Annotated in this window: 9 protein-coding genes; 7 read left to right on the top strand and 2 right to left on the bottom strand. The window is 41.7% G+C overall.

The window, feature by feature from the left end:
- The first annotated feature begins 133 nt into the window (after positions 1-133).
- From H3299_RS03325 to H3299_RS03345, 5 genes are all read left to right on the top strand, one after another.
- Complete coding sequence (locus tag H3299_RS03325) at positions 134-2,476, top strand: Tex family protein (RefSeq protein WP_182419620.1); 2,343 nt, start codon at positions 134-136, stop codon at positions 2,474-2,476.
- 199 nt (positions 2,477-2,675) lie between these two features.
- A complete protein-coding gene (locus H3299_RS03330; protein ID WP_246708128.1) occupies positions 2,676-3,377 on the top strand; it encodes an ATP-binding protein in 702 nt (233 codons plus the stop codon).
- 439 nt (positions 3,378-3,816) lie between these two features.
- On the top strand, positions 3,817-6,231 hold the full coding sequence (gyrB, locus tag H3299_RS03335) for a DNA topoisomerase (ATP-hydrolyzing) subunit B (RefSeq protein WP_371739829.1): 2,415 nt from the start codon (positions 3,817-3,819) through the stop codon (positions 6,229-6,231).
- A gap of 277 nt (positions 6,232-6,508) precedes the next feature.
- Positions 6,509-7,846, top strand: a complete 1,338-nt coding sequence (locus H3299_RS03340) for a hypothetical protein (protein ID WP_182418906.1) — start codon at positions 6,509-6,511, stop codon at positions 7,844-7,846.
- A 139-nt stretch (positions 7,847-7,985) separates the two neighbouring features.
- Positions 7,986-8,438, top strand: coding sequence for an MliC family protein (locus tag H3299_RS03345; RefSeq protein ID WP_182418907.1), 453 nt, complete (start codon positions 7,986-7,988; stop codon positions 8,436-8,438).
- A 228-nt stretch (positions 8,439-8,666) separates the two neighbouring features.
- On the opposite strand, the gene H3299_RS03350 is transcribed toward H3299_RS03345, so the two are convergent.
- Positions 8,667-9,161: a thermonuclease family protein gene (locus H3299_RS03350; RefSeq protein WP_182418908.1), complete on the bottom strand. Its 495-nt coding sequence runs from the start codon at positions 9,159-9,161 to the stop codon at positions 8,667-8,669.
- A gap of 252 nt (positions 9,162-9,413) precedes the next feature.
- Complete coding sequence (locus H3299_RS03355; RefSeq protein WP_182418909.1) at positions 9,414-11,201, bottom strand: glucan ABC transporter ATP-binding protein/ permease; 1,788 nt, start codon at positions 11,199-11,201, stop codon at positions 9,414-9,416.
- Positions 11,202-11,768: 567 nt separating this feature from the next.
- Between H3299_RS03355 and H3299_RS03360 the strand changes: the two genes are divergently transcribed.
- Entirely contained in the window at positions 11,769-12,758 is a 990-nt protein-coding gene (locus H3299_RS03360; protein ID WP_182418910.1) for an RluA family pseudouridine synthase, read from the top strand.
- Positions 12,758-13,432, top strand: coding sequence for an HAD-IA family hydrolase (locus H3299_RS03365; protein ID WP_182418911.1), 675 nt, complete (start codon positions 12,758-12,760; stop codon positions 13,430-13,432). Before H3299_RS03360 ends, H3299_RS03365 begins: the two co-directional genes overlap by 1 nt.
- The last annotated feature ends 15 nt before the right edge of the window (positions 13,433-13,447 follow it).

Raw genomic sequence — 13,447 nt, forward strand, 5'->3', positions numbered from 1 at the left:
ACGAAAAATTCAAGTCTAATGCTTTCCTTAAGTGTTAAAAGGTATTAGAAGTTAAAAACAATTTCGAAATAAGATTTAAAAAGTGAATTAGTGTTTGATGACAATGAGTGTTTCGCAAAATAATAACCCGGCTATGAGTCAAGTATTTGATATCGCTAAAATTATTTCCACCGAAGTTAATGCCCGCCGTGAGCAAGTGGATGCTGCTATTGCATTGATTGATGAAGGAGCAACAATTCCCTTTATTGCGCGTTATCGTAAGGAAGTAACTGGTGGCCTTGATGATACGCAATTGCGTTTGCTTGGTGAGCGATTAACCTATTTGCGAGAGCTTGAAAGTCGCCGATCGACTATTTTGCAAAGCATAGAAACACAAGGAAAGCTAACGGATGATTTGCGCAATAAGATTGCTGCCATCACCACTAAATCAGAGCTTGAAGATGTCTATCTGCCCTATAAGCCAAAACGCCGCACTAGGGCGCAAATTGCCCGCGAAAATGGTTTGGCGCCCCTAGTTGATGATATTTTTAATAACCGCGATAAATCACCAGAAGTTTTAGCGAAGTCCTATATTAATGATAAGGTTGCAGATACTAAATCTGCTCTTGAAGGTGCGCGCGATATTATTGCGGAAAATATGTCAGAAAATGCTGATCTATTAGGAATTTTACGCCAATATATGAAAGATCATAGTGTTCTTCATGCCCGTGTTGTTGATGGTAAGCAGAATGACGGTGCAAAATTTGCCGATTATTTTGACCATAGTGAACGCTGGGCAACTGTGCCAGGTCACCGTGCCTTGGCGATGTTGCGCGGCCGCAATGAAGATATTCTAGCTCTTGATTTAGAACTTGATATTGATGATCCAGCACCAATAAAGCCGGCGCAAAAACTAATTGCAAAAGCCTATGAAATCGGTTCAAATCTGCCGGGTGATTTATTCCTGATGGATGTTGCAGGTTGGGCTTGGCGGGTAAAACTGTCACTATCCTTAGGGCTAGATCTTATGCGCGAAATGCGTGAACGTGCAGACCAAGAAGCGATTGATGTTTTTGCCCGTAATTTAAAAGATTTGCTTTTGGCAGCTCCTGCTGGTTCGCGCACCACAATTGGGCTTGATCCGGGTATCCGTACAGGCGTTAAGGTTGCCGTTATTGACAAAACGGGCAAATTGCTTGAAACGGCAACTATTTATCCTTTCCAACCGCGTAATGACATTACTGGTTCAAAAGCAGTGTTAGGTGCATTGATTATGCGTCATAAGGTCGAACTGATTGCTATAGGCAACGGTACTGGAAGCCGCGAAACAGAAAAGCTGGTTAATGATCTTCTTAAAGATGTACCAGAGCCTAAGCCAATTAAGGTTATTGTGTCAGAAGCTGGTGCATCGGTTTATTCCGCATCTGAACTTGCTGCGCGTGAATTCCCAGAGCTTGATGTGTCATTGCGCGGTGCAGTCTCTATCGCACGGCGTTTGCAAGACCCATTGGCAGAGCTTGTAAAAATTGAACCAAAATCCATCGGTGTTGGTCAGTATCAGCATGATGTTGACCAATTCCAATTGGCGCATTCGCTTGATGGGGTGGTTGAAGATGCGGTGAATGGTGTTGGTGTTGATCTAAATACCGCATCAGCTCCACTCCTTTCACGGGTTTCAGGTCTTGGCAAATCCTTGGCGGAAGCGGTCGTTGCCCACCGCGATCAAAACGGCCCATTTAAAAGCCGCAAAGGCTTGTTGGATGTAGCGCGCCTTGGTGCAAAAGCATTTGAACAATGCGCCGGTTTTTTGCGTATTCGTGATGGCAGTGAACCGCTTGATGCATCTAGCGTGCATCCCGAAGCCTATGATGTGGCACGTAAAATTGTAGCATCTTGTGGGCGTGATGTCCGTGATCTTATGGGCGATAGTGCAGCGTTAAAAAATATTGATCCTCGTGAGTTTGTGTCAGGGCGTTTTGGCTTGCCAACTATTCGCGATATCTTGTCAGAACTAGAAAAACCGGGACGCGATCCGCGCCCAGAGTTTAAAACCGCAAGCTTTACCGATGGTATTGAAGATATCAAGGATTTAAAAGTTGGTATGGAGCTTGAAGGTACGGTTACCAATGTCGCTGCCTTTGGTGCTTTTGTTGATATTGGCGTGCATCAAGATGGCCTCGTGCATATTTCTGAAATTGCCGATCGGTTTGTTAAAGACCCTCATGAAGTGGTTAAGGCTGGCGATATTGTTAAGGTAAAGGTTTTGGAAGTGGATGCACCACGAAAGCGTATTTCGCTTTCTATGCGTAAAGAAAATCCAGGTAGCGGTGCTGCGCAATTGCGTAATAATCATAGCCAAAGCCACCAAGCTGCGCCACGTCAAGCTAATGCGAATAACCAAGGCAAAGCTAAAGCAAATCGCGCTAAGCCGCAAGAAAATGCTAGCGGCGGCGCATTTGGTGCAGCACTCCTTGATGCCATGAAACGCAAGAAATAGTCTATGCGGATACTTTACTGCCATAATCTTCGTTTTAACGATTATGGCAGTATTTTTGTGTAAAGGTTTTGCAACGATACGCAGCTAAATAAATAAGCCAAAGGCGATGCGGTTATAATTGGCATTTAACGCAATTAAAGCTCGTTTTATAAGGCCAAGTTGAACTCATATATTCTATCAGGTCATGAGTGAGGCCACGATGTCAAACGATAAAACCAAATATGCCGCAGATTCCATTAAGCTTTTAAATGCCGGTGATGCTGTACGTGGACGCCCCAGCATGTATATTGGTGATATTCATGATGGTTCGGGGCTGCATCAAATGATTTACGAAGTCGTTGATAATGCAATGGAGGAAGCCTTTATTGGTTATGTTGACTTATTGACCGTGACGCTTAATGGCGATGGTTCATGCACCATTGCGGATAACGGTCGTGCTATTCCTACAGATATAGATGCGGGACAAGGCGTGTCTAAAGCAGAGATTATTATGACGCAAATGCATGCAGGTCGTAGGCCGGATCACAATATACAGACCGATGGTATTGACGAGTCAGCTGGTCGTTGGCGTGGTTTAAATTTTAATGTCATTAACGCGTTATCTGCCTATTTAAAACTAAGCATTAAGAGCGCTGGTAAAATTCATGAAATGACTTTCAACAATGGTGTGGCGGATGCGCCATTGGCAGTTGTTGGCGATGCTGGGGATGAAACTGGAATAACAATTCGTTTTTTGCCAAGCGCTGAAGTTTTTACTAAGGTTGATTTTGATTTTGATAGGCTTGAGCGGCACCTGCGGGAACTTGCATTATTGAATTGCGGCGTTCATATCTTGCTTGAAGATCACCGCAACGTAGATCCTCGTACTGAGGAATTCTATTTTCCAAAAAGCAAGATATAAATATTTTTACCTCCTCTTTTTCTAAAGTTGGAAAGTATGGTGGGAATGTTCTTTAAAGCTTTTACCGATCTTTGCTCGAGTTCAAAATGTATAAAAAAATATTGCTCTGCTAATTTAATGTTTTTTGTAAAATTTAGGTAATATCCACGTAAAAAGACCGGCATTTATTTGGAAAATCAACGCATTTGCCTTATATATATTAGATTAGATTTTCTCGATTCGGATTTAAATATGTGATTGATCGTAAGTTTCAATGATTGATATTTAATCCTCAACTTTACGCTTTTGGAAAGTGTATTTATTTGCAAGGGGAAGCTCTTGCATTTTTGGTGTGCGGCAAAAATAGCAAAGGTAATTGTTTTATCTTGGGTTTTGCTGGCAAACCTACACGTGCCAATCTGCGGTTTTTAAAATGGATCAGTTCATGAGTGACGCAACAATGCCAGAGAATAACGCCGAATATGGCGCGGATTCAATCAAGGTTTTAAAAGGCCTTGATGCGGTGCGTAAACGCCCCGGCATGTATATTGGTGATACCGATGATGGTTCGGGTTTACACCATATGGTGTATGAAGTTGTTGATAATGCGATTGATGAGGCCTTGGCTGGTTATGCAGACTTGGTGACTGTAACGCTTAACGCCGATGGTTCTTGTACCGTAACCGACAATGGACGCGGTATTCCAACCGATATTCACACTGGTGAAGGTGTTTCTGCTGCTGAAGTTATTATGACGCAATTGCATGCCGGTGGTAAATTTGACCAAAATTCCTATAAGGTTTCTGGTGGTTTGCATGGTGTTGGTGTTTCCGTTGTTAATGCTTTGTCGGTTTATTTGAAGCTAAGCATTAAGCGTGCAGGTAAAATTCATGAAATGACCTTTACCCACGGCGTTGCAGATGGGCCATTGGCAATTGTAGGGGACGCAGGAGAAGCTACTGGTACGGCTGTAACTTTTTTACCAAGTACTGAAACTTTTACCAAAGTTGAGTTTGATTTTGATACGCTTGAGCGCCGGTTGCGCGAACTTGCATTTTTGAATTCAGGTGTACGTATTTTCCTTGCAGACCGCCGACACGCGGATCATCGTGAAGAGGAATTGCATTATGATGGTGGTTTGATTGAGTTTGTAAAGTATATCGATCAGACAAAAACACCTTTGATTAGCGAGCCAATTTATATTAGCAGTGAAAAAGACGGTATGACCGTGGAAGTTGCTATGTGGTGGAATAATTCTTACCACGAAAAGGTTTTGTGCTTTACCAATAATATTCCTCAGCGTGATGGTGGTACCCATTTGGCTGGTTTCCGTGGTGCTTTAACCCGTCAGGTGAATGGCTATGCCGAAAGTTCTGGCATTGCTAAACGAGAAAAAGTGCAGCTTACTGGTGATGATTGCCGCGAAGGCTTAACGGCTGTTTTGTCGGTTAAGGTACCAGATCCTAAGTTTTCATCGCAAACCAAGGATAAGTTGGTTTCGTCAGAAGTTCGTCCTGTTGTTGAAAGCCTTGTTAATGAAGCTTTGGCAAGTTGGCTTGAAGAACATCCAACCGAAGCGAAAATATTAATCGGTAAAGTGGTTGAGGCTGCGGCAGCGCGTGAAGCTGCTCGTAAAGCACGTGAGCTAACCCGCCGTAAAGGTGCGCTCGATATTTCGTCACTGCCTGGTAAACTTGCCGATTGCCAAGAACGTGATCCAGCCAAATCTGAAATCTTCATTGTTGAGGGTGACTCAGCTGGTGGTTCTGCTAAAAGCGGTCGTTCGCGTAAAAATCAGGCTATTTTACCATTGCGTGGTAAGATTTTGAACGTTGAACGCGCACGGTTTGACCGTATGTTGTCATCAGATATGATTGGAACGCTAATCACTGCCCTTGGTACGTCTATTGGCAAGGACGAATTTAACGCCGATAAATTACGCTATCACAAAATCATTATCATGACCGATGCGGACGTTGATGGTGCGCATATTCGTACTTTGTTGTTGACGTTTTTCTTCCGGCAGATGCCTGAACTTATTGAACGTGGTAATATCTATATCGCGCAGCCGCCGCTTTATAAGGTAACGCGCGGTAAATCATCACAATACATCAAAAATGAGTCAGCATTTGAAGAATTTTTGATTGATTCAGGACTCGATGAATGTTCATTGGAATTGCATTCCGGTGAAGTGCGCCGAGGCCAAGATTTGCGTCAATTGGCTGAAGAAGCCCGTCAATTGCGTCAATATTTAAATGGTTTACATACGCGTTATGACCGCTCTGTTGTTGAGCAAGCAGCCATTGCTGGGGTTCTTAATCCTGATGCGGTTGCCAATAATGAGCTTGCACAAATTGCCGCCGATAAGGTAGCAAGCCGTCTTGATCTTATTGCTGAAGATATGGAGCGCGGTTGGAGCGGCCATGTTATGGATGATGGTGGCTTGCGCTTTGAGCGTACCTTGCGCGGTGTTAAGGATGTCGCCTTTGTTGATATGGCGCTTATTGGCTCGGCTGATGCACGTCAGATTAATCGTTTTTCAAGCCAATTAAATGAAGTTTATGGCGAGCCTGCAAAGCTTTCGCGTAAAGATAAGGTTGAAACTGTTACGAGTGCTAATAATTTGCTTGAAAGTATTTTTGCAAGTGGTCGCAAAGGGCTTTCATTGCAGCGCTATAAAGGTCTTGGTGAAATGAATGCCGAGCAATTATGGGAAACAACTCTTGATCCTGATGCACGCACTTTATTACAAGTTAAAGTGAGTGATGCGACTGAAGCAGATTCACTATTTTCACGCTTGATGGGCGATGAGGTAGAACCGCGCCGCGATTTTATTCAAGAAAATGCCCTTAATGTCGCAAATCTTGATGTTTAAGATTTTACTATTTTGATAGTTTTAGCGCTGGTTGAGGTTCTCGTCCGGCGCTTTTTTATGGGGTGAAGTAAAGTCTTTTGTAATTGCGGTTAATTTTTTTTAAAAATTCTATGATTTCGGTCATCATAAAGAAGGCGTTTTTATCTTTTAAAGACTAAAAGTAGGATATTAGCATTTATTTTTATATAAATGCTGATCGGTTAAGGCAGTTTTAACATAAAACCTGCACCTATAGGGAATTCATATTTTTAATTAGATGGGGCATGGCTCAATTACAATGGTTGATTCTAGGTTTAAGAGTTTTTTTGCAGCGAAGCGCTTTATCGTTCAAGCAGTATTAGTTATAGGGCTAGGTCTTGCGGCCCAAACAGCAATTGCACAAAAAAGCGAACATTTGTTTGAAACCCTTCGGTTGTCACCGCAGCAGACCGAAATTTTTGGTTTAGAGCGCAAGGTTTTTGATTTTAAAAGCCCAAAGCTCAATTTTGAAACGATTGTGCCAAAAGGTGCTCAAATAACCCTTAACCCTTACGAGGATCAAGTTGTAGAGGAGGGGCAAATCGGTCGTGTTCTTCCGCTTGGTAAGGCTATTTTTAACCTGGACGGCGTGGAAATTGAGGATAATATATTTTCCTATAAACTACGCTATGCACCTGCTGCCTTACGCACATGCCAGTGGCAGATGCAGAATGATGAGTATTTTATTTTTCACTCGGTGGCTAAGGATAAGTTAGCCGAAGCTGAACTTTTTGGTGTACAGTTTAAAGGTGAGAAAAAAGTACCAACCAAGGCAGAATTTGGCTATTGCTATGCGCGTGGCGATGTTTTAATTGCCCATTTTTTCTCGACACCGCTAGTTGGAAGTGTTCAGCAACAAAGCGCATCAATTGTTAGTTTGCGCAAGGTTGTTTCTTATTTTGCGTCAAATATCCTAATGGCTGATGGCAGGCCAAACTCTATTGACGAAGATTTAATGCAGAGTTTGGCAGTTGACCTTGATGGAGAAACCTTGGTATTGACCTACCCTAAAGGTTTTACATTGGTAGTGGATAATTCTAAGCGTAAGATATTACCTTACGAGGTACATCTTATTCAAAAATTGCAAAATGACGAGATGTTTAGCCATTTATTGCTATGGATTAATAAAGCCAGTGAACCTGAAAGCGAAGAAAGTTTTCGGCGCCAAGCGGATATTTTTGCGGAAATTTACCTCTCATCGCAATTGCGCGTAAATAAGGGGCAAATTAATAGTACAGAGCAAAATGGCGAAGCAACTTCAAATGATGCAGCAATAACACCCGCAGCCGAAGCAAATAATGTTGCAGAAAACGTAAAATATGAATTTATTGGACGTAATTCTATTCCCGGTTTTGCTGAGGCAGGCATTATGGCGCGCTCCTATCAATATAAGATTATCGATAAAAATAATCCCGACCATCCAACATTGTTTTTTGTTTCCGTTATTGGCTACAAGGACAAAACTTATGTTCTTTATTATCATAGTTTAAGGGGTGGTATTTCAAAAGCAAGCGAGTATTTTACTGGTCTTGCTGGTGATATTGCTTATGATAGTATTCGTGAATCTATTTACAATTATCTTGTAGGGTTAAAATAATAGTCGATAAAAGCGAGCTGGTTGATTAAAGTCATATCGTGGATTGTTTAGATTAATTGATATGTGTTTTGATTGTTTTTGCAATTAAATATGTCATAGTTTTTTTGTGTAACCCTTTTATCAACCGCGAGGAAAGTTTATGAAATTACATTCCATTGTAGCGATAGCTTTATTTTCTTTAACAGGAAGCGCTTTGGCTGAAAGTGTGTCAGTTACTATGCCCGGGATATCAGTATCTGTCCCTACTGATGATGCGGCTGCAGATGTTTCAGTGGGCGCACCATCTGGTTTTGCCATTTCTGTGACTGGAAGCGATGACTTTTCGTCGGAAAAAGTAAAATATAAGTGCGGCGATCAAGATGTGGTAGCAACTTATATCAATGCGAATGATATCTCCCTTGTGCAGCTTGATTTTAGCGATAAAACGATTGTTGCTGCTAATGTCCTTGCTGCCAGCGGTGCTAAATATGCTGGGGATCAATTTATCTGGTGGGAAGATCAAGGCGAAGTGAGCCTTTATAATATCATTGATGATCCAGAGCAGAAAAAGCCAATTGCGTGCCTTGAGGATGCAAATGAAACGGGCGAGTAAATTGTTTCTAATAGGCTAATGTCTTTTATAAAACGACTTTGTTCAATTTTGAGTAAAGTCGTTTTTACATTATTTATAAGTTTGTATTTACCCCTTAAATATTTTAGTGTTTTTCCAATTAAAGAAAGAGCTTTTTTGCTTTTATAACAATATGTTATTTTAAATTGTTTTATTAATGGTTAAAATAATGTTAAAGTAAATTATTATTTTATTAAGTTTTGGTCTCTTTTAATTGATTTTATTAGATTTTTTATTCCATCGCCACTGCCAAGGCTCTAAAAAACTTCCTGCCCACATTCCTGATTTTTTCTGTTTGGCTTTTTCTTGGGCATTGCTATAATATCCTTGTGAATAGCGGGGCCAATCAAGTGCTTGGCCATTGGAAACCATGTAGTCGCCAAGATCTCTATTGTCAGCTCTCACACATTTAGCAACAAAACGCTTATATCTATCCTTATATTGTACATTACATTGTATAGGTTGCGATTTATCAAGCCAATCAGCTAAAGCAAAGGATGCCTTTTGCCCACAACGGTAATTTTGGCCTTTATTATCTATACATAATTGCTTGCTTTCAGGGGCATCAATTCCCCATATGCGAATGCGCGTGTTGTGAATAATAATGGTGTCGCCATCAATTACAAATGCGCGTCCAGTTATAATATCATTTGCAAATGTTGGGGAACTTAACAGTAAAAATAATGAACAGAGAAAAATACGCATAATGCAGCTCGACCTAACTGAATAATGCCGAACAATTACACTTATTGATATATATGTATATAATAAAATATTAAATTATAGAATTATTGATTGAAAGGAATTTTTAGCCTTGTAATAAGGAAATTTAATGCCAGTTAAATTAAAATTTTTGAACTGAATCATTTAAATAGCTCTACAAAAAAGGGAGCACTGAGGCTCCCTTTTTTGAAATAATTTTGAATGTCGGCTTTAATTTGCTTGAGGGTGAAAATCTTAAGCAACTTCGCGGTTTGGAAACTTTGTAACATTGCCCGAATAATTATCTGGCATTTCTTGTTCTATAGTTAAGCCGCCCGCACGTAGTAATTGGGTGAAGCGACCACCTTTTAGTGAAAGCTCGCGGAACGAGCCTTGTTCAATAATGCGTCCCTGATCCATGAAAAGAACAAGATCAGCATTGCGTACAGTTGATAGGCGGTGAGCAATCACAAAAGTTGTGCGGTCACGGCTAACCTGATCAATTGCATCTTTAACTTTAGCTTCGGTTTCAACGTCTAAGGCACTTGTTGCTTCATCCAGTACCAAAATAGGTGCATTCTTTAAAACAGCGCGGGCAATTGCAAGGCGTTGACGCTCACCACCTGAAAGACGTGAGCCACGTTCACCAACTTTGGCCTGATAGCCATTGCCCTTTACCAAAATAAAATCATGGGCAGCAGCGCTTTTAGCGGCATCTTCAATTTCTTTAACGCTCGCACCTTGCTTACCAATACCGATGTTTTCAAGGATTGAACGATTAAATAGCCCAGCATCTTGGAAAACAGTGGCAAGACATTTACGCAATGAATCGCGTGATATTTTACGCGTATCAGTACCATCGATAGAAATATTACCAACAGCTGGATCATATACCCGTTGTAAAAGGTTGATCAAAGTGGTTTTACCTGCCCCTGTTGGACCAACGATGGCAACGGTCTGTCCAGCTTTTGCTTCAAAGCAAACATCATAAACGCCCTGGCCGGAATTCGCAAATTCGAAGGTTACATGATCAAACTTAACGGAGCCTTTTACATTTTCCAATGCTGGTAGATTTTGTGGCTCTGCTTGGGCAATGGTTGAATCTTCCATTTCATAGAATTCATCAAGCTTAGCGCGTGAAGATACCGCAAGGTTGATAAAGGCAGTGATTTGGTCAAGACGACCAATCATCAATTGTGCAAAGCCAACAAAGGCAACAACATTGCCAACAACCATTTGGCCGCGTGATACAAGTACTGCGCCAAGTAGAAGTACAACTACCATAGAAATAGTGGACGCCATACGATTTAAGCCACTTGCTAAAGCCCACCAATTTAAAACGGGATATTGGGCGCCAAGTAAACTCTCAGTATGCTGACGCAATGCTTTAGATTCTGCTTGAATGCGGTTATAGCCCTGAACAACCGATACGTTGGAGATTGAATCTGAAACATGTTCAAATAATGTATGGTGGTGATGTTCAATAGCTTCTTGGCCATCCTTGGTCTTTTTCATAACCAAGCGCGCAATCATGACATATACAACGCCGAGCACAGCAAGCACCATAGTCAAACGCCAATCCATTGATAACGCAGTTGGTACCAACATAACTAGAACAACAATAGTTGAAAGATGTTGGCGCATAAATTCAAGCCAAATGGCAGAAAGTGAATCTGTTGCGCGAATAAGTGTATGCAAAGCGCTAGAGGTACCGCGCCCCTGATGCCAAGATAGCGGCATAGCAATGATGCGCTCATAGGATTTGGTTAAAGTATCAAGGCGTAAGCGATGAGCCAAGCGGTCGGCTCCGCGCGCAACGAGTACATAAGCAACAATATTAAAAATACCAAAGCCAACCCATAGGCTAAGATTGGTGAAAACATCACCCTTATCAGCAATAGCACCGATGATGCGGCCAAACAAAATAGGTTCGGCGATAACAATTATCGACAAAATCACATTGGCTAGACAAATCGATATAGCCGATTTTTTTTCTCCGCCAAGATAGGAAAGCGCACGCATATAAGTTTGAAATATTGACACGGTATTCGTGCTCCATAAAATATAGCTAGAAATTAAATTCTCTTTGCCTTATTTCATGCCCTAATGACTAATATGTGTCAGGGAAAGCCACTTTTGGAATCGCATTGTAACCAGTCGTGATAATTAGTTTTTTTAAAAATGTTAAAATTTATTTAAAAAAAACTATCGATCGAACAGAAAGTTCTCGAATTTTTAAAATTAGTGGGATGATGAAACTTTATCATTTTGATAACATATTGTTATTTAGTGATTTTTATTGTTTTAGTCGCGTGCTAATGTGCTTAACTAATCGATTTAAATGCAAATTTAGCTAGATGAAAAGTACGGTTTTGTTCTTGAAATCGGTAAGGCATGGATACAATTAAAAACAAAATGTGATTTATAAGTTTTCACCAAACTATCAGGATGACGGTGCTTTTTGATGGATAGGCGTTACTTTGATGATGGTGATTCTAGAAAATTTAGCTAAAAGATGCGGAAAAGCAAATATATATTGCATTTGATAGTGGTAATATTGCATTAAGGTGCAAAGAAGATACGACTGCCATTGGGCAAGGAGATAAGGGCATGACCGGACAGAAAACGGTTGAGTTAAAAACTGTTGAAAATGATGAAGCGGGCATGCGGCTTGATCGTTGGTTTAAGGTTCATTATCCTGGCTTGGGTTTTGGTGCGTTGCAAAAGCTTTTGCGTTCTGGGCAAATCCGCTTGGATGGCGGGCGGGTTAAATCTGATACCCGTCTTAATGCTGGGCAAACCATGCGTGTGCCGCCATTAAGTGTTGACGAAAAAGCCTCTGGCCCGTTAACTGGTAAAACCATACGCGGCCAAAATGATGGCGATGTTTTAGCGCAAATGCTCATTTATGAAGATCCAAAGGTTTATGTATTTAATAAACCATCTGGACTTGCAGTGCAGGGCGGCTCAGGTGTTGCACGCCATGTTGATGGCATGCTTGAGGCTTGGCGCAATAAAAAGGGTGAAAAGCCACGCCTTGTTCACCGTATTGACCGTGATACCTCTGGGGTTTTGGTTGTTGCCCGTACACGTAGTGCCGCTCAAAGCTTAACGGCAGCTTTTCGTGAGCGTGAAACTAAGAAGACCTATTGGGCGATTGTGCGTGGTGTGCCACGCCGCCGCCAAGATAAGATTTCAACTTGGCTGGTGCGTGAAACAACTCCCGATGGCGACCGTATGCGGGTTTGCGAACATGGCGAGCCTGATTCCGATCACGCGGTTTCTTATTACCGAGTTATTGAAACGGTAGGCCGCGATATTTCATGGTTGGAGATGGAGCCATTTACGGGGCGTACGCACCAATTGCGCGTGCATGCGGCTTTTATGGATAATCCGATTTTAGGCGATTCAAAATATTTTTATGCGGATCAAAATTGGGTTTTCCCAGGTGGTATTCAAAACCGGTTGCATCTTCATGCGCGCCGTATTCGTATTCCAAATCCTGCTGGTGGCATGATTGACGTTAGCGCGCCATTGCCACCCCATATGGTACAGACATTCAATCTTCTTGGGCTTGATGAAGAAGATGGTAATGAATAATGCCAAATGATTTACGCCTTGTGCTTTTTGATTGTGATGGCACTTTAATTGACAGTTTCTCAACCATCAAAAATTGCATGGTGAATGCTTTTGAGGATTTTAATTTTCCTGTACCAAGTGATGCAGCTATAAAATCAATCATCGGGCTATCGCTGCCAATTGCTATTGCAAGATTGGCGCAAGGGGTTGATTTGTCTAGTAATGTAACAGTTCCAACCGATGAGATGACGGCTTGTTACAAACAGCATTTCAATCGCTTGCGCGATGACAATCGGGTATATGAGCCTTTATATTCAGGCATTAGCGAATTGTTAAAACAGCTGTCATCTATGGATGATATTATCCTTGGCATGGTAACCGGCAAATCACGGCGCGGCGTTGATATGGTGATGGCTGAGCAAGGATTTGACTGCTTTGTTGCTAGCCGCTGCGCCGATGAATGTCCATCAAAGCCGCATCCTGCGATGGTGCTTGAATGTTGTGATGAAACTGGTGTTACACCAGAATGCACCCTTGTTGTCGGCGATGCCATTTATGATATGCAAATGGCAAAGGCAGCAGGCGCCAAAGCGATAGGTGTTGACTGGGGCTATCACAAGGCTGAGCAATTGCTAAAGGCTGGTGCAGATTCATTGTTGAAGCAACCATTGGACTTGCTGAAATTGCTATCATAAAAATAGTACTTTTGA

The sequence above is a fragment of the Bartonella sp. HY038 genome, from assembly GCF_014117425.1.
In the GTDB taxonomy this organism is placed as follows: domain Bacteria; phylum Pseudomonadota; class Alphaproteobacteria; order Rhizobiales; family Rhizobiaceae; genus HY038.